We start from the raw sequence: 22,945 nt of genomic DNA on the forward strand, positions 1-22,945 counted from the left end.
GTATATAACAGTCCGCATGGCTGAGCAGACCGACAGCGCCCCGGGCGCCCAGCGGTTCATCCCGCCCGACGCCGACACCATCGACGACCTGCGGACCGCGGCCGGCGGCTGTCGGGGCTGTGAGCTCTATCGGGACGCCTCGCAGACGGTCTTCGGTCGGGGCGACGAGAGCGCCCGGGTGGTGCTGGTCGGCGAGCAGCCCGGCGACATGGAGGACCAGAAGGGGTTGCCCTTCGTCGGCCCCGCCGGCAGGCTGCTGCGCCGTGCGGTCGACGACGCCGGGCTGGACCCGGGTCACCTCTACCTGACGAACGCCGTTAAGCACTTCCGGTTTGAGTTGCGTGGCAAGCGGCGGATCCACCAGACCCCGGACCAGTCGCACATCACCGCCTGCCGCCCCTGGTTGGTCGCGGAGTTCGCCCGCCTGCGTCCGGAGATCGTGGTGGTGCTCGGCGCGACCGCCGCCAAGGCGCTGCTCGGCCCGTCCTTCCGGGTCACCCGGCAGCGGGGCGAGCTGCTGCCCTGGCCGGAGTCGGCCCAACACCCCGCAGACTTCGAGCAGGTGCCGGTAGACAACGCAGGAAAGCGGGCCGACGCGCCGCAGGCGCGGCTGCTGGCCACCATCCACCCGTCCGCCGTCCTGCGGGCCGACGACCAGGACAAGGCGTACGAGGGCCTGGTCGCCGACCTCAGCATCGTCACCCGCGCCCTGCCCGATTAGCCCGACGGCTCTGCCGACCGCCGCCGCGACCGCGCGAGTAGAACCACGGCCCGCGCAACATCGGGGAAAGTGCTGCTTCCGGGCGCGCTGACACAGCAACTTCACCGAAGTTGCGCAGATCCTGGGGCGGGCCGGCCGCCGGGCGGTGGGTTTTGCTGTCGGCAAAACCCACTGCCGCTGGTCGGTGCGGGTGCGCGAGGATGGGTCATCCCTTCCTGAGGAGCGCCGATGGCGACCGACCTGACCGCGCCGCGTACCGTCGCCCGACCCGACGTCGCGTCGATCCAGCGGCGTACCCTGCGGCTGCTCTTCACCACCCAGATCATCGGTGGGATCGGTGTGACCATCGGCATCGCCGTGGGCGCGCTGCTCGCGGCACGGATCGCCGGGACCGCGGTGGCCGGTGTCGCGCAGAGCGCCGGGGTGGTCGGCGCCGCGCTGCTCGCCGTCCCGGTCACCCGGATCATGGCGCGGCACGGTCGCCGGCCGGGCCTGGTGCTGGCGTACGCGATCGGTGCCGTCGGCGGCGTGCTGGTGGTGCTGGCCGCGGCCACCCGCTGGGTGCCGCTGCTCTTCCTCGGCATGCTGCTCTTCGGCGGTGGCACCGCCGCGAACCTCCAGGCCCGCTACACCGCTGTGGACCTCGCGGAGCCGGCCCGTCGAGGCCGGCAGCTCTCCCTCATCGTCTGGGCCACCACCATCGGTGCGGTGGCCGCGCCGAACTTCGCCGCGCTGGCCGACCGGGTCACCACCGGTTGGGGGCTGCCTCCGCTGGCGGGCCCGTTCGCGTTCAGCGCGGCGGCGTTCGTGCTGGCTGCCGTCGTACTCCTCGGGTTGCTCCGGCCCGACCCGCTGCTCACCGCGCGCAGGCTCGCGGCGGCCGACGCACCGGCCGCCGGCCCGCCGCTGGCAGCCGACGCGCCGGCGACCGCCGTGGCGGCCGAGGCGCCGGCGGCCGGCGCTGGTGTGACGCCGGCCACCGCGCCGGTCAAGGTGCGCGCGCCGCGTGCCGCCGGGATGCGGACGGCCTGGTCGGTGGTACGAGGGCGGCCCGCAGCCCGGCTCGGCATCGCCGCCGTGGCGGTGGGTCACCTGGTGATGGTGGCGGTGATGGCGATGACCCCGGTCCGGCTCGGCGAGTCGCACGCCGACGCCGACGTGCTGCGGCTGGTCGGCATCGTGCTGAGCCTGCACATCGCGGGCATGTACGCGTTCTCCCCGGTGGTGGGTTGGCTCACCGACCGGTTCGGCCGGCGGGCGGTGATCCTCGGTGGGGTCGGGCTGCTGTTGGCCGCCTGTGCGGTCGCCGGCACCGCCGGGCACCACACACCCCGGCTGTCGGTGGGTCTGGTTCTGCTCGGGCTGGGCTGGTCGGGGACGATGGTGGCCGGTTCGACGTTGCTGTCCGAGTCGGTGCCGGCCGGTGTGCGGCCGAGCGTCCAGGGGTTCTCCGACCTGATCATGGGGTTGGCCGGGGCCGCCGCCGCAGTGGTGAGCGGGTTTGTCATGCAGTTCGCCGGTTATCCGGTCCTCACCCTGCTCGCGGCGGTCGCCGCGGTGCCCCTGGTGGCGCTAGCGTTGCGCCCGGTGCCGACCGGGGCACCGGACGAGGAGGGCTGATCACTGTGCGGCTGACCGATTTCTGGACGCGGCTGGATGAGGCGTTCGGGCCCGGCTACGCGGCCAGCATCGCCCGCGACCAGGTGCTGTCCCAGCTCGGCGGACGGACCATCGAACAGGCACTGGCGTCGGGGGAGCAGACGCACGTGGTGTGGCGGGCGGTCTGCGCCGCGTACCCCGATCGAGTGCCCGCCCGACTACGCTGAGCAGCCTTTTCGCCCTTCCGCGTGTCGCTTGCCGAGTCGTACACCTGTTCGGCTACTGTCCACAGCTGGGTGCTCGTCCACAGCTCGCGGCCCGTCGGCTGGTTTTCTGTCGGACCTAGCGCCTAGCGTGTCCGCGTGACGCGAAGCTCAGCAAAGACGCCGGCGAAGGCAGGGGTGGCAAACATGGCAGCAGGGCCTGACCGGGAGAAGGCACTCGACCTTGCTCTCGCTCAGATTGACAAGCAATTCGGCAAGGGCTCGGTGATGCGGCTGGGTGACCGGCCGGTCGTCCAGACCGCAATCATTCCGACCGGCTCCATCGCGCTCGACGTGGCCCTCGGCATCGGTGGCCTGCCGCGCGGCCGGGTGGTCGAGATCTACGGCCCGGAGTCCAGCGGTAAGACCACGGTGGCGCTGCACTCGGTGGCCAGCGCGCAGCGGCTCGGCGGCATCGCCGCCTTCATCGACGCCGAGCACGCGCTCGACCCGGAGTACGCGAAGGCCCTCGGGGTCGACACCGACGCGATGCTCGTCTCCCAGCCGGACACCGGTGAGCAGGCGTTGGAGATCGCGGACATGTTGATCCGCTCCGGCGCGATCGACATCATCGTGATCGACTCGGTGGCGGCCCTGGTGCCACGCGCCGAGATCGAGGGCGAGATGGGCGACAGCCACGTGGGCCTCCAGGCCCGGCTGATGAGCCAGGCACTCCGGAAGATCACCGGTGTGCTCAGCAACACCGGCACCACGGCGATCTTCATCAACCAGCTGCGGGAAAAGATCGGCGTCATGTTCGGCAGCCCGGAGACCACCACCGGTGGTCGGGCGCTGAAGTTCTACGCCTCGGTCCGGCTCGATGTGCGACGCATCGAGAGCCTCAAGGACGGCACCGACGTGGTCGGCAACCGCACCCGGGTCAAGGTCGTGAAGAACAAGGTCGCCGCACCGTTCAAGCAGGCCGAGTTCGACATCATGTACGGCAAGGGCATCTCGCGTGAGGGCTCGCTGATCGACGTCGGCGTGGAGCAGGCGATCATCCGCAAGTCCGGAGCGTGGTACACGTACGACGGCGACCAGCTCGGCCAGGGCAAGGAAAAGGCTCGGGAGTTCCTGAAGGAAAACCCGGACGTGGCCGCCGAGATCGAGAAGAAGATCCTGGAGAAGCTCGGCGTCGGGGTCGGCGCGGGTGACGCCGCCGGTGGCCCGGAGCTGCCGCCGGTCGACTTCTGATCGGTCGCTGACCCATGGCAGGACGACGCGCTCGTACGGGGCGGGGCTGGGATGCCAGTCCGCCTCGTACGGGCGACGCCAGTGACCCACCCCGTCCTCGACGGGGCCGCCAGGCCGAGCCGCAGGCGGACAAACCGGCGTCCCCACCCCGCGACGAGTCGGAGATGGCCCGCGAGATCTGTCTGCGCCAGCTCGCCGTCCGGCCACGCACCCGGGCCGAGCTGGCCGGAGCGTTGGCCAAGCGGGGCATCTCCGAGCAGGTGTCGGCCGAGGTGCTCGACCGCTATGACGAGGTCGGCATCATCGACGACGCCGCGTTCGCCCGAGCCTGGGTGTCCAGTCGGCACACCGGGCGAGGCCTGGCTCGCCGGGCGCTCGCCAACGAGCTGCGCCGCAAGGGTGTGGACGGCGAGGTGGCCACCGAGGCGCTCGGTGAGCTGGACGAGGAGACCGAGGCCGACACCGCCCGCACCCTCGTGGAGCGCAAGCTGCGCACCGCCCGAGGTGAGCCCGACGCGATCTTCCGTCGGCTGGTGGGCATGCTGGCCCGCAAGGGCTACCCGCCTGGCGTGGCGATCCGGGCAGTGAAGGACGCGCTGGCCGCGCAGAGCGCCGAGGCGGCCGAGTTCGCCGAGCAGATCGACGCCGACGCGCTCGCCGACGCCGAGGGTGAGCTGGACCGCGACAACCGTCCGGTCGACTGAGAGTCGCGCTGGGTGCTGTGGGGTGGTCCGATGTTGAAGGCGTGTCTGAACGGCGGGCGCAACAGTGACGCCCACCCGGCGGTGCCGGTCACCCCGGCGGAGTTGGCCGCCGACGCGGCCCGTTGCGCCTCGCTCGGCGTCGCGGCTGTGCACGTCCATCCCCGCGACGCGTCCGGTGTCGAGTCGCTGCGCCCGGAGGTCATCGCCGACGCGCTCACCGCGATCCGCGCCGCCCGGCCGGGGCTGCCGGTGGGGGTGAGCACCGGAGCGTGGATCGAGCCGGATCCGGCCGCCCGGGTGGCCGCCATCCGAGCCTGGGCGGTGCTGCCCGACTTCGCCTCGGTCAACGCGCACGAGGCCGGTGCCGAGGCCGTCGCCGCCGCCCTGCACGAGCGGGGTGTGCTCGTCGAGGTGGGGCTCTGGACGCTCGACGCCGTCGAGGCGTACCGGTCCTGGCGGGTGCCGGTCGGGCGGATCCTCGTCGAGTGCATGGCGGAGGAGGCGCCGGTCGCGATGGCCGACGCGGCGCGGATACTCGCCGCGCTGCCTGCGTCGACGGGGGCGCCCGCCGGATCGCCGTCGGCGGCACGCTCACCGCAGGACGCGGTGGCGCCACCGGTGCTGCTGCACGCCGAGGGCCCGGCCACCTGGGCGGTGCTCGCCGAGGCGGTCAGCCGTGGGCTGCACACCCGCATCGGGCTGGAGGACACGCTCCTGCTGCCCGACGGCACGCCGGCACCTGGCAACGCCGCGCTCGTCACCGCCGCGCTGGCCGCCGGCGCTCACTGAGCTGAGATTCCCACCAGCCCGGGCGTTCGGGTCAGCAGGGTCGCTGGTGTCACAAAAGTCGGCTCGGCGCGGGGCGATGCCGTCGCTGATCAGGCACGACATCCGGATCAGCGCCAGTGACTCGCCGTGTTTGTCCCGTCGTGTCCGACACGGCATCAGCTCGGAGTGACACCGCAACTTCGCTCCGTTCGGGGGGTTTGATCATGAGTCCTTGACCAGAGCACCCCCGGCGACCTAGCCTCGCCATACAGGCTCACATTGCCCGACCATTGCAGGCTAAGCGCACAACATAGATCGCGTAACAAGACAGCATCACTTTGGCCGGCTCCGCGGCCTTTGGCGGCAACTCCGGACAGGCCGTTCCGGAACGCCGCGACAACTGCACCCGGTCGCCGACGTTGCCCGCGGGCACCGCCGGCGGAGAGAGCTACCCACGGCCAGCCGCTCCGGTCGGGCGTCCACAGCCGCAGGAGTGTGCCCCGGCACGGTCGCTGCGGTCTCGACCTTAGGGGAGGCGGCCATGGCGGGGCGGCGGCACAGGTTCACCGGTAGACCCGACGGGGTCCCGGCATGAACGCCTTCGACGTCGTGCTCCTCGCGGCCGTCCTCGTCCTCGCGGTGGTGGTGATCGGGGCCGTGCTGGTGGGCATCCGGACACTGCGCCGGATGGGCGCCGCGCCGGCTCCGGAGGATCCCGCCTTCATCGCCGAGAAGGACCGTCAGGAGCAGTCCCTCGCTGCCCTGCGGACCGCGGCCGACGAGGTGAACAGCACGATCGACGTGGCGAAGTCCGCCGCTGCGGCGGCCCGTACCGAGGCGGCGGCGGCGAAGGCCGAGGCGAAGGCGGCCCGCGCCGAGGCACGCCGGGTCCTCGACGACGCCCGCGCCGAGGCGGACACCGTTCTGGAGCGCGCCCACAAGCAGGCCGAGGCGGACGCCGAGCAGTTGCGGACGGCAGCCCGGCGCAGCGGTGAGCGGGAGGTCGCGGTGCTCGCCGCCACCACCCGGGAGCAGGCCGCGGAGGTGGAGCGCCGGGCCGCCCGGATGGACGAGCGGGAACGGATGCACACCGAGGAGGTGGAGCGGTTCGCCGAGCGGGAGCGGCAGCTCACCGCGGCGAAGGCCGCCCTCGCGGCCCGGGAGTCCGCGCTCGCCCAGCGGGAGGCCGAGCTGACCGAGTCGGAGGAGCTGCGCCGCCGGGAGCTGGAACGGATCGCCGGGCTCACCGCCGACTCGGCGCGACTGGAGCTGGTCGAGGCGATCGAGACGTCTGCCAAGCGGGAGGCGGCGCTGCTCGTGCGGGACATCGAGTCCGACGCGCGCAACACCGCCGAGCAGCGGGCCCGACACATCGTGGTGGACGCCATCCAGCGGGTCGCCAGCGAGCAGACCGCGGAAAGCGTCGTCAGCGTCCTACACCTGCCCGGTGACGAGATGAAGGGGCGGATCATCGGCCGGGAGGGGCGCAACATCCGCGCCTTCGAGTCGGTGACGGGCGTCAACCTGATCATCGACGACACCCCCGAGGCGGTGCTGCTCTCCTGCTTCGACCCGGTCCGCCGGGAGGTGGGTCGGCTGACGCTGGAGAAGCTGGTGCTGGACGGGCGGATCCACCCGCACCGGATCGAGGAGGTCTACGACCTGGCCCGGCAGGAGGTGGAGCAGCTCTGCCTCCGCGCCGCCGAGGACGCCCTGGTCGAGGTCGGCATCACCGAGATCCACCCGGAGCTGGTGACCCTGCTCGGCCGCCTGCGCTACCGCACCTCGTACGGGCAGAACGTGCTCAAGCACCTGGTCGAGACCGCGCACATCGCCGGCATCATGGCCGCCGAGCTGCGACTGGACGTGCCCATCATCAAACGGTCGGCGTTCCTGCACGACATCGGCAAGGCGCTCACCCACGAGGTGGAGGGCAGCCACGCCATCATCGGCGCGGACCTGGCCCGCAAGTACGGCGAGCACGAGGACGTGGTGCACGCCATCGAGGCGCACCACAACGAGGTGCCCCCGCAGACCATCGAGGCCGTCCTCACCCAAGCCTCCGACGCCTGCTCCGGCGGTCGGCCGGGCGCGCGTCGGGAGAGTCTTGAGGCGTACGTCAAGCGCCTGGAGCGGATCGAGGAGATCGCGGCCGGCAAGCTCGGCGTGGACAAGGTCTTCGCCATGCAGGCCGGCCGGGAGATCCGGGTGATGGTCAAGCCGGACGACGTGGACGACATCGGGGCGGCAGTGCTGGCCCGGGACGTGGCCAAGCAGATCGAGGAGGAGCTGACCTACCCGGGTCAGATCCGGGTCACCGTGGTCCGCGAGTCCCGGGTCACCGAGATCGCCCGTTGATGTCTCGATAAGGGGGCGGCGGGGCGAGACCTGGGGTGAAGTCTCGTTCTGGCGGCGATCAGCTCGGGCATCGTCGTGGTGGAAAGCACTCCTGCGCAGGCGGCTCCCTGCACCGCATCACGGGACTGGACCTACACCTGGGGCGCTAAGTCCCAGTGCGTGACGGCAACTACGCCGGAGGGACCTCCGTGTCCAAGGTTCAGTGCGGCTCGGGCGCAACCAAGAGCATCTCCAGCTACGGCGTGGAGCAGGGCCAGGACGACTGACATCCACAGCTCGTACCTAAGCGGCGCAGGGGATGACCTGTGGTCACATCCCTGCGCCGCTTCGGCAGATACCAACGCCCGGTCCTGAGCGGACCGGAAACAGGACCAACTGGTCACACCATCCGGGCGGCGTCTTCGCCCGCGTCCTGTGCGGGTAGCACCTTTGCCGCCGTCCGTGGAGTCCGGGCCATCCGCTTCTGCAACCACCAGGCCAGGGCGGACAGCGCACCGCAGATGGCGATGTAGATCGCTCCGACGACGAGGTAGGTCGGCACGTACGGCAGGCCGAACGGCAATCGGCCGCCAATCTGCTTACCCACGAAGAGCAGCTCGGGGTAGGTGATGATGAAGCCCAGCGCGGTGTCCTTGAGCAGCACGACGAGCTGGCTGACGATCGCCGGAAGCATCGCCCGGACCGCCTGCGGCAGCAGGATCAGCCGTAGCACCTGGTTCTTGCGCAGACCGACCGCGTACGCCCCCTCGGTCTGCCCGTACGGGACCGCGTTGATGCCGGCCCGGAAGATCTCCGCGAGCACCGAGCCGTTGTAGAGCACCAGCCCGATGACCAACGCCCAGAGCTTGTCGATCGACCAGCCGTACTGCAGCGGCACGTAGTACCCGAAGAAGATCAGAATCAGCAGTGGAATCGCCCGGAACAGCTCCACCACGAAGGTGGCCGGGGTGCGCAGAACCCACTTGTCGCTCAGTCGGGCGCTGGCGAAGACCGCCCCGAAGAGCAGTGCCAGGATCGCAGCGATGCCGGCAGCCTTGAGCGTGGCCCACAGTCCGCCCAGCAGCTCGCGCTGCACCGACGCGTACTGCAGTTGCTCCCACTTACGGGACTCGAACTGGCCGGTGTCGGCGAACTTGTAGCCGATGTAGGCGAGCAGGGCGATGATGCCGGCGGTGGAGGCCACGCCCAGGATCGCGTTACGCCGTTTGGCGCGGGGCCCGGGCAGGTCATAGAGGATCGACGCCTGGCTCAACTCAGCCACCTCTCGTTCGCGACTGCGGGGGTCGCAAGCTCACTCACCGGGCGATCCTCCACTTGCGCTCCAGGAACCGCTGCAGGGTCACGAGCGGCAGGATCAGGATCAGGAAGCCGATGGTGATCCAGAGCAGGACGGCGAACTGTGGCTCGCCCCGCTCAGCCATGTACGCGGGGATCGCGCCGGCCTCCAGGACCGAGAAACCGGCGGCGATGGTGGTGTTCTTCAGCATCGCGATGAACACGCTCATCATCGGCGGGACCATCGCCCGCAGCGCCTGCGGTAGCACGATGAGCGTGAGTACCTGACCGAAGGTCATGCCCAGCGCGCGGGCCGCCTCGGCCTGGCCGGCGGCGACCGTGTTGACGCCGGAGCGGATCACCTCGCACACGAACGCCGAGGTGTAGACCGTCAGCGCGATGGCGGCGCTGGCGAAGTAGTCGATGTTGACGTCCAGCTTCGGCACCGCGAACACGAGGAACGCGAAGACCAGCGTCAGAGGGGTGTTGCGCACCAGGTTGACGTATGTGGCGCCGAACGCCCGCAGCGCCGGCACGGGGGAGACCCGCATCGCGCCGAGCAGCGTGCCGAGGACGAGGCTGCCGACCGCTGCGATCAGGAAAAGTTTGACGGTGTTGGTGAACCCGTCAACGAACAGTTGCCCGTTGTCCGTCAGTACGCGGAAGAACTCGCCCATGCCTCGCTCTCAGTCCTCGGACGAGCGCCGGACGGGGACGAGCCCCGCCCGGCGCCGTAACTCGTGTCGAGCCGGTCGGTCAGTACCGCTCGAGGGTCGGCGGGGTGCCCGCCGAGCCGGACTTGCCGAGCGTTCCGTCGTAGATCTTCTGCCAGGTGCCGTTGCCGAACGACGCCTCGATCTGGTTGTTGACGTAATCGCGCAGCGCCTTGTCGTCCTTCGGCAGGCCGATGCCGTACTTCTCGGTGCTGAACGGCTGGCCGACCACCTTGAGCTCGGTCGGGCTCTGCGCCGCGTAGCCCTTGAGGATGGCGTCGTCGGTGGTGACGGCGTCGACCTTCTTGTCGAGCAGCTGCGAGACGCACTCCGAGTAGGTCTTGAACTCGACGATGTTGTTCGCCTCGGTCAGTCCCTCGTCCCGGATCTTCTGGATTGGGGTCGAGCCGGTGGCCGAGCAGACCTTCTTGCCCTTGAGGCTGTCCTTGCCCGTGATCGACGTCTCGTCCTTGCGGACCAGCAGGTCCTGGCCGGCGACGAAGTACGGGCCGGCGAAGGAGATGTCGTTCTTGCGCTTGTCGGTGATCGAGTAGGTGCCGACGTAGTAGTCGACCTCACCACCCTTGATCGCGGTCTCCCGGTTGGCGGACGCGATCTCCTTGTACTCGATCTTCGCCGGGTCGATGCCCAGCGTGCTCGCCACGTACTGGGCGATCTCGATGTCGAAGCCGCACCGCTTGCCCTGGGCGTCCTTGTAGCCGAGGTTCGGCTGGTCGAACTTGACGCCGACCGAGACCTTGCCCGCCGTCTTGATCTTCTCGAAGGTCGGGCTGCCGGCGACAGCGGCGTCCGTCTTCGGGGTGAAGGTCGCACCGGAGGCCTGGCAGGTGTCGGACTGGGCGCCACCGGAGGCGCTTCCGCCCGCGCTCGGGGTCGGCTCGCCCTCCTTGCCGCAGGCCGCGGCCGACAGGGCGAGGGAGGCCATCATGGCGACCGCCGCCACGCGCTTCATACGCATACTTTTCTCCTTCTTCAACGGAGCCCACCAAGGTTCGGCATGCTCCACTACGGACGCCTAGTGCGTGAGGATCTTGGAGAGGAAGTCCTTGGCCCGGTCGCTGCGCGGGTTCTCGAAGAACTCGGCCGGGGACGCGTCCTCGACGAGCTTGCCGTCGGCCATGAAGATGACCCGGTTCGCCGCGTGCCGGGCGAAGCCCATCTCGTGCGTGACCACGACCATCGTCATGCCGTCGCTGGCCAGCGAGGTCATCACGTCGAGCACCTCGCCGACCATCTCCGGGTCCAGCGCGCTGGTCGGCTCGTCGAAGAGCATCGCCTTGGGCTGCATGGCCAGCGCCCGGGCGATGGCCGCCCGCTGCTGCTGACCGCCGGAGAGCTGGGCGGGGAACTTGTCCGCCTGGTTGGCAATGCCGACCCGGTCGAGGAGGGCCAGGCCGCGCTCGCGGGCAGCGGCCGGCTTCTCCTTGCGGACCTTGATCGGGCCGAGGGTGACGTTCTCCAGGATGGTCTTGTGCGCGAAGAGGTTGAAGGACTGGAAGACCATCCCCACCTCGCTGCGCAGCTTCGCGAGGGGCTTGCCCTCGGCCGGAAGCGGCTGGCCGTCGAAGGTGATGGTGCCGGAACTGATCGGCTCCAGTCGGTTGATGGCGCGGCACAGCGTCGACTTGCCGGAGCCGGACGGGCCGATCACCACGACCACCTCGCCCCGACCCACCGACAGCGAGACGTCGTCCAGCACGTGCAGCGGCCCGAACCACTTGTTGACCGCGTCCAGCACGATGAGCGGTTCGCCCGTCGTCACGTCGTCCACCGTCCCCTGTCATCTCCCGGATCGGGGTCGGTTGACCCCCGGTGCGGCCACTGTAGGCGGCCTGATGTGGCGGAATGCAACTCAGCGGGTCACGGAGCGGTAACACCGGCCGTGATCGGCCTCGGTCGTCCGATTCTGGTCACCGTAAGGGCCACAACGGTGGCGATCGTGGCGCCTTGTCGCGATCATGGGTGGATGACCGAACCGGTACGGCTGACCCGTTACGCCCGCGGCGGCGGCTGCGCCTGCAAGATCCCGCCGGGCGAGCTGGAGATCATGGTGGCCGGTCTCGGCCCGGCAACCGGCACCGCCGAGTTGCTGGTCGGGCTGGATCACGGCGACGACGCGGCGGTGGTGCGCCTGGACGAGCGGACCGGCCTGGTCAGCACCGCCGACTTCTTCACCCCGGTGGTCGACGACGCGTACGACTGGGGTCGGATCGCCGCGGCTAACGCGCTCTCCGACGTGTACGCGATGGGCGGCACCCCGCTTATCGCGCTCAACCTGCTCTGCTGGCCGCGCGACGTGCTGCCGATGGAGTTGGCCGGCGAGGTCCTGCGCGGAGGGCAGGACGTGGCCCGGGAGGCCGGCTGCCACCTGGCGGGTGGGCACAGCGTGGACGACGACGGCCCGAAGTACGGCCTCGCGGTTACCGGCACGGTCCGGCCGGACGAGCTCATCACCCTGGACGCCGGGCGGGCTGGGATGCCGTTGTCCCTGACGAAGCCCCTCGGGGTCGGTGTGCTGAACACCCGGCACAAGACCACCGGTGAGAGCTTCCCGGAGGCGGTGGCCACGATGAGCGCCCTCAACCGGGACGCCGCCCGTGCGGCGGTCGCCGCCGGCATCCGCTGTGGCACCGACGTGACCGGGTTCGGGTTGCTCGGGCACGCCTCGAAACTGGCCCGGGCCAGCCAGGTCACCGTGGCCATCGACACGGCCCGGGTGCCCTATCTGGCGGGGGCGCGGGAGGCGCTGCGCGACGGCCACGTCAGCGGCGGCAGCCGGCGCAACCTGGAGTGGGTGACCCCGTGGACCGATTTCGGGGCGGCGGGCGAGGACGAACGGCTGCTGCTGGCCGACGCGCAGACCTCCGGCGGCCTGCTGGTGGCCGGAGAGGTGCCCGGCGCGCCAGTGGTGGGCGAGCTGCTGCCCCGGGGCGAGCACCTCGTCGTCCTGCGCTGACCGAACCCGGCCGGCACATCGTTCGACCTGCGGTTGTGGTCGTCGGACACGCGGCTGCGATGGTGCGGATCGGGCACCATACCCGATAAACTGTCACCTTCCCGCTACTCCGAGCAATGCCGCTCAGGGAAATTTTGCCCGGAATGGTCACAGACCGGTAACTTGCCCCCGGCTGGGGTCAAATGCCCCCCACCATCGTGTGTAAGGCCCGATTCGGAGGCCGGTGGGGACGAACGCAGCGAGGAGGCGGAATGACCGAGCTGTGGAACTGGAGAATCGACGGGGCTCAACCCGTGGAGGTATACCCGGCGCTGGCCGAGGCGCTTGGCCGGGTGGTGATGCCGCTGGCGGTGGCCGACCCGGCCCGGTTGCCGGCGTACGCGGTGGTGTGTGACGTCTGGCAGGCGCCGGGCGAGTTCGCGACGGTGGTGGACTGCTACGGGGTGCCCGATCAGCTCCCCGAGCACGCCAGCATCGCCGCGCTCGCACGACTGCTGGGCCGCAACTGCCTGTTGCGCGACGACACGCTCGACGCGGGCCGGCACCTGCTCGTGGCTCCGGACGGCACGGTCCGTCCGGTGCACTTCGACGTGCGGGACACCGATGACGGTGAGGTGCTCAGCAGGTGGCGGCTCTGCACGCTGGGCGACCCGGGCTGCCGGGGCTGGTCGCAGTGTCACCGCTCACGTTGGGCGCCCGACACGGTCGCCCCGGCGCTCGCCGCGGCCTGACCCTCTCCAGGGTCAGGTCCCGGTCGGCCGGGGTGCCGCGCCGGTCCGTCGGACAGGGCTGGCAATCAGTGGGAGGCGGTGGCCTGCCGGTCCGGGGTGCCCGAGCCGGCACCCCGCACCACCAACTGGTCGAGCAGGGTGCGGGTCGCCTCGGCCACGGTGGCCACCGCGGCGTCGAACGCGGCGGCGTTGTGCGCGGCGGGCGCCCGGAAGCCAGAGATCTTCCGGACGTACTGCAACGCCGCCGCCTCGACGTCCGCGTCGGTCACCTGCGGGGTGAACGGCTCACGCAAGGTCTTGATGCTCCGGCACATGTGCGCTCCTCTCGGGTTGCCACTCGTGGTGCCGATGGCTGTACCGACGGTGACACTGGGTCGATATTTGTCTATCCTGGTCACGGACCAGAGCCTTTCGAGCCATTCTCGCCGCTCGCGCCCCCAGCGCCCCGGGCCCCCGGAGACTCATTGTGGACCATGCCCCCACCCGCTCACCCCGTCCCGACCCAGATGACCTCGCACGCAGCCTGCACACCCCGTTGGATCGGATCGCCGTCGAGCACGCCGATCTGATCGAGGCGATCCGCAGGCGCGTCGTCGCGGGCCAATCGGTGCCGTCCGGCAGCGTGCCCGTCGCCGCCTTCAACTCGTCCATCTGAGCGATGGCCTGCCGGTGCGGTGCGCCCGGAACGGGCGGATCCTGCCGGCCGATCAGCCAGTTCGTGCTGAAGGTGCACAGTCGGTGCGACCTCAGCTGCGACCACTGCTACGTCTACCAGCACGCCGACCAGACCTGGCGGGGCCGACCGGTGCGGATGCCACCGGCGACGGTCCGCGCCGCCGCACAGCGCATCGCCGAGCACGCCCGCGAGCACGAGGTGCCGGACGTGCACGTGGTGCTGCACGGCGGTGAGCCGCTGCTGCTGGGTGCCGCCGGGCTGCGCGAGGTGCTGGCCGAGCTGCGGGCGGCGATCACCCCGTGGACGCGGCTCGACCTGCGCATGCAGACCAACGGTGTGCTGCTCGACGAGGAGCTGTGCCAACTGCTCGTCGACTACGACGTGCGGGTCGGTGTGTCGTTCGACGGCGACCGTGCCGCCAACGACCGCCACCGGGTCTTCGCCCACGGCGGCAGCAGCCACGGCCAGGTCCGCCGGGCCCTGGCCCTGCTCCGGCGACCGGCGTACCGCAGCAGCTACGCCGGCATCCTCTGCACTGTCGACGTCCGCAACGATCCCGACCGGGTCTACGAGGCGCTGCTGGCCGAGAGCCCGCCCCGGGTCGACCTGCTGCTGCCCCACGCCACCTGGGACCACCCACCGGAGCGTCCCGGCCCCGGCTCCACCCCGTACGCGGACTGGCTGGGGCGGATCCACCGGCGGTGGGTGGATGACGGGCGCCCCGGGTCGATCCGGCTGTTCGAGGCGCTGATGCCGGGTGGCGGCGGCACCGAGGCGTTCGGCCTCGCGCCGGCCGACGTGCTGGTGGTCGAGGCCGACGGCACCTGGGAGCAGGTCGACTCGCTGAAGACGGCATACCATGGCGCGGCCGGCACCGGGTTCGACGTGTTCGACCATTCGGTGGACGAGGCCGCCCGGCATCCCGGGGTGGCCATCCGACAGGACGGCGTGCAGGGGCTCTGTGCCACCTGCCGGGCCTGCCCGGTGGTCGACCGGTGCGGCGGAGGCCTGTACGCCCACCGCTGGCGCACCGGCTCCGGCTTCGACAACCCCTCGGTCTACTGCGCCGACCTGCTCAGCCTGATCGACACTGTGGACGCCTACCCGGCGCCCGGCCGCGCCGCGCCGAGCCTGTGGTCCGCCGCCTCTCCGGTCGACGACCTGCTGGACGACCTGGCGACCGGGCACGGGTCGCCGCAGACCGTGAGACGACTCGCCGACGACCAGTTGGCCATCACCCGGATGCTGTTGGCGGCCTGTCGGGAGTTGTCCGACAGTGCGGCCGCCTGGGAGGTGCTCGCCGACCTTGAGCTGAAGGCGCCGGAGGCGGTCCGAGCGGTCCTGGAGCACCCCTTCGTCCGCCCGTGGCTGGTGCACCGCCTCGACCCGTCGGCCCGGTCCGGCGCCCGCGCGGCTGCCGACCCCCTGCCGGCCCTCGCCGTCGCCGCGGCCGTCCGGGTGGGCGTCCCCGTCACTGTGGACGTCCCGGTGCGGGCCGACGCGATCACGGTGCCCACGCTCGGCAGCCTGCTGCTGCCCGGCCTGGGGGAGCGCGCCGAGGTGACAGTCCTGCCCGGTGGGTTCCGGGTTCGGGGCGGGTCGGCGGACCGGACCGTCCTCCTCGACACTGTCGAGCCGTCGGCCGGCTGGCGACCGGTGCGCGACGTGCCGACGCCGGCTGGCCGGCTGTCCATCGAGGACGGCGACCCGTACCGGGACTGCTACGGCCAGCCGGTGGCATCGCGCCTGGACACCCCGGCCGCGCAGGCGTTGGGCCGTACCCTGGTCGAGGCCTGGCAGATCGTGCGCCGGGACGTGCCGGCGCACGCGGCGGCGCTCGACGGCGGTCTGCGCGCCGTCGTGCCGTTGGCACCCGACCCGGCGCGACCACTGCGCAGCGCGACCGCCCGGCACGCGTTCGGTGCGGTCGCCGTCACCCCCCATCCGGACCCGGAGACGATGGCGGTGCTGCTCGTGCACGAGTGGCAGCACGCGAAACTCGGTGCCGTGCTCGACCGGTACGACCTGGTGGCACCCGGGCACAGCCCCCGGATCACGGTGCCGTGGCGCCCCGACCCGCGGCCACCCGAGGGGGTCCTCCAGGGGGTGTACGCCCACCTGGCCGTCACCCAGGTGTGGCGGGCCCGGGCGGCGACCGAGGGCGGGGAAGCGTCGGCGCACGCCGCCCGTTACCTGGCGTGGACCCGGGACGGCGCCGACGCGCTGCTGGCCAGCCGGTCGCTCACCGCGGCCGGTGAGCGGTTCGTCGGTCAGCTGCGCCACGCCCTGGAGGAGACCCGTGTCGGGTCCCGATGAACGTCATCCGCCCGCCCTGGGCCGCCCTCACCTCGCCGACGATCTGCGGGCGTTGGGCGTACGCCCGGGTGTGTGCCTCCTGGTGCACTGCGGTCTGCGCCGGGTGGGCCCGCTGGAGCACGGCCCCGCGACCCTCGCCGGCGCCCTGCGGGACGTCCTCGGCCCGGCCGGCACGCTGCTGGTGCCCACCCAGACCGACGGCAACTCGACCACCTCCCGGGCCCACCTGGCGGCCGTCGCCGGGATGGACCGGGCGCAACGCGAGCGGTACGAGGCGGCGCTGCCGGGCTGGGACCGCCAGACCACGCCCTCGCAGCGGATGGGCGTGCTCGCCGAGTACGTCCGCTGTGCCCCCGGTGCGGTGCGCAGTGACCATCCGCAGACCTCGTTCGCCGCGCTCGGCCCTCGGGCCCGGCAGCTCACCGGCGGCCACGACCTCACCTGCCACCTGGGAGAACGCTCACCGGTGGGTGGCCTGTACGCGGCCGACGGGCAGATCCTGCTGCTCGGCCTCGGTTACGAGGCGTGCAGCGCCCTGCACCTGGCCGAGTACCGGCTGCCGGTGCCGACGCCGGAGCGCGACTACCACTGTTTCCGGCTCGTCGACGGCCGCCGCGTACGCCTCGACTTCCGCGGGCTCGACCTGGACGACAGCGACTTTCCCCGGGTGGGTGCCGCGCTCGACGGCACACCGATCGTCCGGCACGGGCGGGTCGGGCGGGCCCAGGCTCGCCTGCTGCCGGCACGAGCCGCCGTGGACTTCGCGGTCGGCTGGTTCGCCGCGAATCGCCTGGCGGCGCAGCGTTGACGCGGGGACTACGCTGATGTTCCGGCCGCGTGGGGAGGGCGGAGGGGTGAGCACAGTGGACGCACCCTCCAGACTGCGCGCCCCGCTCTTCTTCATCAGCTATTCCCGGGCCCCGGTCGGCCGCGCCACCGGCAAACCCGCCGAGTACGTCTCCCGGTTCTTCGAGGACCTCTCCGTCCACGTCAGTGAGCTGGTCGGCCCGGTGACCGGAGTGGACGCCGGCTTTCTGGACAGCTCCATCGCCGGCGGTGAACGGTGGAGCCCGGAGCTGCTCCAGGCCGCCGGCACCTGCCAGGTCTTCGTCCCGCTGGTGTCCAGCGCGCTGCTCGGCAGTGACTGGTGCGGCCGGGAGTGGGACGCGTTCTCCCGCCGGACGATCGTCCCGCGGCACAGCTCCGCCTCGCCCCACGAGACGGCCATCGTGCCGGTCACCTGGTCGCCGACGAACGGCACGGCGCTGCCCCGGGTGCTCCGCGACATCCAACGGTTCACCCCGACCGCCGTGCCGGATCCCGACATCGCGGTGCACTACCAGCGGGATGGGGTCTATGGGTTGCTGACCATGCAGTGGGAGAACGCGTACCGGGCGGTGGTCTGGCGGCTCGCCCAGCGGATCGTGGCGATCCACCGGTCGTACGTGGTGCAGCCCTGGGTGCCGGCGAGCGTGGACGAGCTGTGCAACCGGTTCACCGAGGAGCCGGGATGAGCCCGCCGACGGACCGGCGCCGACCGGCAGCGCGCGGGACGTACTTCTTCCTCAGCTACGCCCACTCGGCGCCCCCGCCGGGCGCACGCGCCGACGCCGACGTCTGGGTCGGCCAGTTCTTCGCCGACCTGTCCGACGAGGTGCGGCGCCAGGCGCGACCGGTGGCGGGGATGCGGATCGGCTTCTTCGACCAGCACATCCCGTTGGGTGCCGACTGGAAGGCGGCTCTCGCGGAGGCGCTGGGCGACGCCGAGGTCTTCGTTCCGCTCTACTCGCCCGGCTACTTCAGTCGCCCGTGGGCGTTGGGGGAGCAGGAGTCCTTCCGGGCCCGGCTGACCGCCGCCGGGTCGGCCCGGCTGACCGCCGGCCACCTCACCCCGGTGCTGTGGATCCCGTTCCCACCGTGGGAGGCGCATCCGGAGCTGGACGGCGCCCTGGACCTGGGCCGGGACGTCCCGGCGTACGCCGAGGACGGCCTGCGGGCGTTCTGCATGCTGGCCTCCTACCGGGCACAGTACGAGCTTCTGCTGAGCCGCCTGGCCAGCCGGATCGTGCACACCGCCGAGCGGCGACCGCTGGGCCCGTCCCGCGCGCCGGGCCTCGACGAGGTCGTCCGCCCGGGGCCGACCGACCCGGACTTCGTCGTCGCCGTCCTGGCGCCGACCCGGGACCACCTGCCGACCGATCGCGACCCCGCCGGCTACGCGGCCAGCGGCCGGCTGTGGCGACCGTACGGGCGCCGCCAGGAGTTGCCCGCCGCCGAGTACGCGGCCAGCACCGCCGAGCGGCTCGGGCTGTCCGCCCGCACGGCGGACTTCGCGCAGGCCGCCGGGCTGCTCGATCGCCGACCGGCCGTGCTGCTTGTCGACCCGTGGATCGCGGCCTCGCCGGACGCCGCCGCGATGCTCGCCAGCCAGCTGCACGGCCTGCGGGAGTGGGTGGTTCCACTGGTGGTCACCGACGACGACGACACCCAGGACGCCAGCCGGTGGGCGACCGAGGTGACGCAACTGCTGCACGACGCCGGCCTGCCCCAGGTCAAGCGGGCGTGCAGCATGCCGGAGTTCGTCGACCTGATGCCGGCGCTGGTCACCGAGGCTCGCCGTCAGTTCCTCAAGTACGGCCCGGTGGTTCCCTTCGAACCGCCACCGGAGCCGGTGCCGAGCCTGCGTGACGGCCTGCCGCCGGCCGGCTCGACCGTCACCCCCGATCCCACGTCCACGCCTGACGATCCGGCACCATTGCGTCCCCACGGAGAAAACCGATGAACAACGATCGCGAAGGCCAGGTCGTCACCTTCTACTCGTTCAAGGGTGGGACGGGCCGGACGATGGCGTTGGCCAATGTGGCCTGGATCCTCGCGGCCAGTGGCCGGCGGGTGCTCGTCGCCGACTGGGACCTCGAGTCACCCGGCCTGCACCGCTTCTTCCACCCGTTCCTCGACGCCGAGGCGATCCAGGGCACCAGCGGTGTGATCGACATGATCCGCGACTACGAGTGGGAGACCACCCGGGTCGACGACCGGCCGGACCGCTGGATGGAGCAGTACGCCCGGGTCGGGCGGCACGCCTTCTCGCTGCGCTGGAACTTCCCCGACGGCGGGGGTCTGGACTTCCTCTCCGCGGGCCGGCAGAACAGCGACTACGCCGTCTCGGTGAGCGGGCTGGACTGGGACAACTTCTACAACCGGCTGGGCGGTGCGCAGTTCTTCGAAGCGCTGCGGGCGGACATGAAGCGCCAGTACGACTTCACCCTGATCGACAGCCGGACAGGGTTGAGCGACGTCGCCGACATCTGCACCCTGCACCTTCCGGACACGCTGGTCGACTGTTTCACGCTCAGTGACCAGGGCATCGACGGCGCGGCCCGGGTGGCGCACTCGGTACGCGACAGGTACCGGCGGCGCGACATCCGCGTCCTGCCGGTGCCGATGCGCGTCGACCAGGCTGAGAAGGAGCGGGCCGAGGCGGGTCGTCTGCTGGCCATGCGGCGGTTCGCCGGGTTGCCCGCGGGCATGACCGAGGCCGAACGGCGGCGCTACTGGGCTGCCGTCGAGGTCCCGTACCGGCCGTTCTACGCGTACGAGGAGACACTGGCGACGTTCGGGGACCCGCCCGGCTCGCCGACGTCTCTGCTGGCCGCGTTCGAGACGTTGACGGGGATCCTCACCGACGGCGCGGTGACCGCGCTGCCGCTGATGGACGAGTCGGTGCGGGAGCGGGGCAAGGCCCGTTTCCGTCGACGCACCGAGGCGATCGACGACCAGATCGTGCTCCGGTGTGCGCCGGAGGACGCCATCTGGGCCGAGTGGCTGGAGCGGGTGCTCAGTTCGGCCGGGTTGCGGGTGGTGGAGCCCACCGCCGCCGTCGGGTCCGCGGGCACGCCCGCGCCGCGCACGCTGACAGTGGTCTCGCCGGCCTACGTGGCAACGCCGTCCGGCGGTCTGCCGGACCGGGACACCAGCACCGGTTCCACGGCGCTCGCCGTGTATGTCGCCGACCTGCGCCCGCTGGCGGAGTTCCCCTCCCAGAGCTCCACCAACCTGGTCAATGTGAGCGCGGCGACCGCCGTGGAGCGGGTGTTGCGGCTGGTCGGCCGGCCGGTGCCGTCGTCTGCGGACGGCCCGGCGGGCGGGAGCACCCGTTTTCCCGGCACCGAACCGTTGATCTTCAACGCCCCCAACCGGAATGCCCGGTTCACCGGCCGGGAGGACGACCTGGCCCAGCTGCGCGCGCAACTGCAGAGCGGGGGCAGCGCGGTGGTGCTGCCGGTCGCCCTCCAGGGCATGGGCGGCGTCGGAAAGACACAGGTGGCCCTGGAGTACGTGCACCGTTACAAGACCGCGTACGACGTGGTCTGGTGGATCGTGGCGGACCCGCCGCAGTTCGTCGACACCGCCCTGGCCGACCTCGCCAGCCGCCTCGGCATCCTCGCCGGGCCGACCGTGCCCGACACGGTCCGGTCCGTGTTGCAGGTGCTGGGCCGAGGCGAGCCGTACGAGCGGTGGCTCGTCGTGCTCGACAACGCCGAGGAGCTCGACCAGATCGAGCCCTTCCTGCCCCAGGGCCCGGGGCACGTCCTGCTGACCTCGCGCAACCGCGCCTGGGGTGACCGGGCGAACCCGATCCAGGTGGACGTCTTCAACCGCACCGAGAGCGTCGCGCACCTCGCCCAGCGGGTGCCCACGATCAGCGCGGAGGAGGCCGACCGGGTGGCCGAGGCGCTCGGCGACCTGCCGATCGCGGTGGCGGCTGCCGGCGCGTGGTTGGCCGACACCGGCACGTCGGTCGCCGACTACCTGCGACAGATCGAGCGGCACGGCCCCAGCGCGCTCTCCGTCGAGGCGACCTGGGACCTGTCGCTGAACCGGCTGCTCGACCAGGCGCCCGCCGCGTACCGGCTGTTGCAGCTCTGCTCGGTGCTGGCCCCGGAGATCGCGCTGGAGCTGATCTACAGCGACGAGATGGCGGCGGCCCTCGTGCCGTTCGACCCGTCGGTGTCTGAACGGCTCGTCCGCGGTGCGCTGGTCCAGCAGATCAACCGGCTCGCCCTGCTCAAACTCGACGTCCAGGGCGGCCGGGTCCAGGTGCACCGGTTGTTGCAGGCGGTCGTACGCGACCGGATGACCGATGACGAGATCGACGCGGCCCGACACCAGGTGCACCTGGTGCTGGCGGCGTCCCGGCCCCGCGGTGACGTGGACGACCCGACCACCTGGCCCCGGCTGCGGATGCTCTGGCCGCACCTGGAGGTCTCCGAGGCGTTGAACTGCCCCGACGAGTCGGTGTGTCAGCTGCTCATCGACCGGGTTCGCTACCTGTGGCAGCGCGGCGGTCTGGACCAGGCCGACGGGTTCAGTCAGGAGGTGGACGAGACCTGGTCCGCCCGGCTCGGCGACACGCACGAAGAGGTGGAGGCGTCCGCGCTGGGTCGACAGTTGTTGCACCTGCGCTTCAACCGGGCGAACATCCTTCGCAGCCTGGGCCGCTTCGACGAGGCCCGGGACCTGGACGAGGCGGTGCTGGCCGAGCAACGCCGGCTGCTCGGCCCGATGCACCCGCACAGTCTGATGACCGCCGGCAGCCTCGGCGGTGACCTGCGCGCGCTCGGCCGGTACGCCGAGGCGCTGGAACGGGACCGGTCCACGTACGCCTCCTGGCTCCAGGTGTTCGGCGAGGACCACCCCCGGACGTTGAGCGCGGCCAACAACCTCGCCGTCTCCTACCGGCTGGTCGGCGACTACCGGTCCGCCCGCAGGTGGGACGACGAGGTGCACCAGCGGCGGCGGCTGGTGCTCGGCCCCACCCACCCGTACACCCTGGTCTCCGCCGTGCGTCTGGGCAGCGACCTGCGGGAAGCCGGTGAGTACGAGAGGTCGGTCACCCTGCTGCGCACCGTGTACGACACGTACTGCGAGGTGCTCGGGCCGGACGACGGCCAGAGTCTCGCCGCGCAGGTCAACCTGGCGGTGTCCCTGCGCAGCGCCGGCCGGGGAGCCGAGGCCGCGCCGATGTTCGAGACGGCCTACCGCGAGCTCGACGAACGCTTCGGACCGGACAACCCGGACACGGTGGCGTCCCGGTCGAGCCGCGCGGCGAACCTGCTGGCCGTAGGCGACGCGGCCAGGGCGTTCACGGAGATGACCGCCGTGAGCCAGGCGTACGAGGAACAGCTGCGCCTCGGCGCGGAGCACCCGCACACGCTGGCGACGCTGAGCAACATCTCCGCTGCCGAGCGCGCGCTCGGGCGCAGGTCGGATGCCCGTGCGTCGGCGGCCCGGGCCTCCGGCGAGCTGCGCAAGGTGCTCGGCCCCGACCACCCGCACACCCTTGCCGCGGACGTGAACCACGCGGTGTGCCTCGCCGAGGAGGGGGAGTGGGACTCGGCGCGGGAGCGACTGCGGGAGACCGCCGATCGCCTGGCCACGGTGATCGGCGCGGATCACCCCGACACGCTGCGCTGCCGCGGTGATCTCTCCCTGGTGTCGAGGCGGGCCGGTGGCGAGGCCCCCGCCGAGGACGTCGGCGCGGTGGCGGACCGGCTGGCCGAGGTGATCGGCCCGGAGCATCCGACGGTGCAGACCCTGCGTGAGCGGCGGTTCGTCGTCCGGGTGATCGACCCGCACACGATCTGACC

General features: G+C 71.6%; 19 protein-coding genes. 14 read left to right on the plus strand and 5 right to left on the minus strand.

What is annotated here, in order from left to right; genetic code table 11:
• Window positions 1-16: 16 nt before the first annotated feature.
• The 7 genes from KBX34_RS16345 (at window position 17) to rny (ending at window position 7,607) form a co-directional block, all read left to right on the plus strand.
• Complete coding sequence (locus KBX34_RS16345; protein ID WP_210925693.1) at window positions 17-721, plus strand: UdgX family uracil-DNA binding protein; 705 nt, start codon at window positions 17-19, stop codon at window positions 719-721.
• 228 nt (window positions 722-949) lie between these two features.
• Window positions 950-2,341, plus strand: coding sequence for an MFS transporter (locus KBX34_RS16350; RefSeq protein ID WP_210925695.1), 1,392 nt, complete (start codon window positions 950-952; stop codon window positions 2,339-2,341).
• Window positions 2,342-2,346: 5 nt separating this feature from the next.
• Window positions 2,347-2,547, plus strand: a complete 201-nt coding sequence (locus KBX34_RS16355) for a DUF3046 domain-containing protein (protein WP_030489422.1) — start codon at window positions 2,347-2,349, stop codon at window positions 2,545-2,547.
• Window positions 2,548-2,730: 183 nt separating this feature from the next.
• Window positions 2,731-3,777, plus strand: coding sequence for a recombinase RecA (recA, locus tag KBX34_RS16360; protein ID WP_053656326.1), 1,047 nt, complete (start codon window positions 2,731-2,733; stop codon window positions 3,775-3,777).
• 14 nt (window positions 3,778-3,791) lie between these two features.
• Complete coding sequence (locus KBX34_RS16365; protein WP_210792250.1) at window positions 3,792-4,481, plus strand: regulatory protein RecX; 690 nt, start codon at window positions 3,792-3,794, stop codon at window positions 4,479-4,481.
• Between the two features lie 30 nt (window positions 4,482-4,511).
• Entirely contained in the window at window positions 4,512-5,270 is a 759-nt protein-coding gene (locus KBX34_RS16370) for a 3-keto-5-aminohexanoate cleavage protein (RefSeq protein ID WP_210925696.1), read from the plus strand.
• 570 nt (window positions 5,271-5,840) lie between these two features.
• Window positions 5,841-7,607: a ribonuclease Y gene (rny, locus tag KBX34_RS16375; RefSeq protein ID WP_210792257.1), complete on the plus strand. Its 1,767-nt coding sequence runs from the start codon at window positions 5,841-5,843 to the stop codon at window positions 7,605-7,607.
• Between the two features lie 379 nt (window positions 7,608-7,986).
• Here the strand turns inward: rny and KBX34_RS16380 are convergent, their stop codons facing one another.
• From KBX34_RS16380 to KBX34_RS16395, 4 genes are all read right to left on the minus strand, one after another.
• Window positions 7,987-8,859, minus strand: coding sequence for an amino acid ABC transporter permease (locus tag KBX34_RS16380; protein ID WP_099857129.1), 873 nt, complete (start codon window positions 8,857-8,859; stop codon window positions 7,987-7,989).
• Window positions 8,860-8,902: 43 nt separating this feature from the next.
• Window positions 8,903-9,559 carry an amino acid ABC transporter permease gene (locus KBX34_RS16385; protein WP_099851350.1) on the minus strand — a complete coding sequence of 219 codons (657 nt, stop codon included), beginning with the start codon at window positions 9,557-9,559 and terminating at the stop codon, window positions 8,903-8,905.
• Between the two features lie 79 nt (window positions 9,560-9,638).
• Window positions 9,639-10,574 carry a glutamate ABC transporter substrate-binding protein gene (locus tag KBX34_RS16390; protein ID WP_099851352.1) on the minus strand — a complete coding sequence of 312 codons (936 nt, stop codon included), beginning with the start codon at window positions 10,572-10,574 and terminating at the stop codon, window positions 9,639-9,641.
• A 57-nt stretch (window positions 10,575-10,631) separates the two neighbouring features.
• Complete coding sequence (locus KBX34_RS16395; RefSeq protein ID WP_210792259.1) at window positions 10,632-11,387, minus strand: amino acid ABC transporter ATP-binding protein; 756 nt, start codon at window positions 11,385-11,387, stop codon at window positions 10,632-10,634.
• Window positions 11,388-11,582: 195 nt separating this feature from the next.
• Between KBX34_RS16395 and selD the strand changes: the two genes are divergently transcribed.
• Window positions 11,583-12,572 (plus strand): selenide, water dikinase SelD, encoded by a 990-nt coding sequence (selD, locus tag KBX34_RS16400; protein WP_210792261.1) that lies wholly within the window; start codon window positions 11,583-11,585, stop codon window positions 12,570-12,572.
• A gap of 251 nt (window positions 12,573-12,823) precedes the next feature.
• Window positions 12,824-13,303, plus strand: coding sequence for a hypothetical protein (locus KBX34_RS16405; protein ID WP_088946764.1), 480 nt, complete (start codon window positions 12,824-12,826; stop codon window positions 13,301-13,303).
• Between the two features lie 65 nt (window positions 13,304-13,368).
• On the opposite strand, the gene KBX34_RS16410 is transcribed toward KBX34_RS16405, so the two are convergent.
• Complete coding sequence (locus KBX34_RS16410) at window positions 13,369-13,617, minus strand: DUF2277 family protein (RefSeq protein ID WP_088946765.1); 249 nt, start codon at window positions 13,615-13,617, stop codon at window positions 13,369-13,371.
• Window positions 13,618-14,021: 404 nt separating this feature from the next.
• Here KBX34_RS16410 and KBX34_RS16415 point away from each other — a divergent pair, with 404 nt between their 5' ends.
• The 5 genes from KBX34_RS16415 to fxsT are packed head-to-tail and all read left to right on the plus strand — an operon-like array spanning window position 14,022 to window position 22,943.
• Window positions 14,022-16,295, plus strand: a complete 2,274-nt coding sequence (locus KBX34_RS16415; RefSeq protein WP_307871415.1) for an FxsB family cyclophane-forming radical SAM/SPASM peptide maturase — start codon at window positions 14,022-14,024, stop codon at window positions 16,293-16,295.
• On the plus strand, window positions 16,279-17,103 hold the full coding sequence (locus KBX34_RS16420; protein ID WP_307871416.1) for an AAC(3) family N-acetyltransferase: 825 nt from the start codon (window positions 16,279-16,281) through the stop codon (window positions 17,101-17,103). Before KBX34_RS16415 ends, KBX34_RS16420 begins: the two co-directional genes overlap by 17 nt.
• Window positions 17,104-17,149: 46 nt before the next feature.
• A complete protein-coding gene (locus KBX34_RS16425) occupies window positions 17,150-17,809 on the plus strand; it encodes a TIR-like protein FxsC (RefSeq protein WP_158240881.1) in 660 nt (219 codons plus the stop codon).
• Window positions 17,806-19,077: a TIR-like protein FxsC gene (locus KBX34_RS16430; RefSeq protein ID WP_210925698.1), complete on the plus strand. Its 1,272-nt coding sequence runs from the start codon at window positions 17,806-17,808 to the stop codon at window positions 19,075-19,077. Before KBX34_RS16425 ends, KBX34_RS16430 begins: the two co-directional genes overlap by 4 nt.
• Complete coding sequence (fxsT, locus tag KBX34_RS16435) at window positions 19,074-22,943, plus strand: FxSxx-COOH system tetratricopeptide repeat protein (protein WP_210925699.1); 3,870 nt, start codon at window positions 19,074-19,076, stop codon at window positions 22,941-22,943. The genes KBX34_RS16430 and fxsT overlap by 4 nt, the downstream gene beginning before the upstream one ends.
• Window positions 22,944-22,945: the final 2 nt, after the last annotated feature.

Origin of the sequence: Micromonospora sp. M61 (assembly GCF_018070245.1) — a bacterium.
GTDB lineage: Bacteria > Actinomycetota > Actinomycetes > Mycobacteriales > Micromonosporaceae > Micromonospora > Micromonospora zamorensis.

Coding starts and splice junctions, on each gene's coding strand:
- KBX34_RS16345 (WP_210925693.1), top strand. CDS start 17: ATGGCTGAGCAGACCGACAGCGCCCCGGGCGCCCAGCGGTTCATCCCG.
- KBX34_RS16350 (WP_210925695.1), top strand. CDS start 950: ATGGCGACCGACCTGACCGCGCCGCGTACCGTCGCCCGACCCGACGTC.
- recA (WP_053656326.1), top strand. CDS start 2,731: ATGGCAGCAGGGCCTGACCGGGAGAAGGCACTCGACCTTGCTCTCGCT.
- KBX34_RS16365 (WP_210792250.1), top strand. CDS start 3,792: ATGGCAGGACGACGCGCTCGTACGGGGCGGGGCTGGGATGCCAGTCCG.
- KBX34_RS16370 (WP_210925696.1), top strand. CDS start 4,512: ATGTTGAAGGCGTGTCTGAACGGCGGGCGCAACAGTGACGCCCACCCG.
- rny (WP_210792257.1), top strand. CDS start 5,841: ATGAACGCCTTCGACGTCGTGCTCCTCGCGGCCGTCCTCGTCCTCGCG.
- KBX34_RS16385 (WP_099851350.1), bottom strand. CDS start 9,559: ATGGGCGAGTTCTTCCGCGTACTGACGGACAACGGGCAACTGTTCGTT.
- KBX34_RS16390 (WP_099851352.1), bottom strand. CDS start 10,574: ATGCGTATGAAGCGCGTGGCGGCGGTCGCCATGATGGCCTCCCTCGCC.
- selD (WP_210792261.1), top strand. CDS start 11,583: ATGACCGAACCGGTACGGCTGACCCGTTACGCCCGCGGCGGCGGCTGC.
- KBX34_RS16405 (WP_088946764.1), top strand. CDS start 12,824: ATGACCGAGCTGTGGAACTGGAGAATCGACGGGGCTCAACCCGTGGAG.
- KBX34_RS16410 (WP_088946765.1), bottom strand. CDS start 13,617: ATGTGCCGGAGCATCAAGACCTTGCGTGAGCCGTTCACCCCGCAGGTG.
- KBX34_RS16430 (WP_210925698.1), top strand. CDS start 17,806: ATGAGCCCGCCGACGGACCGGCGCCGACCGGCAGCGCGCGGGACGTAC.
- fxsT (WP_210925699.1), top strand. CDS start 19,074: ATGAACAACGATCGCGAAGGCCAGGTCGTCACCTTCTACTCGTTCAAG.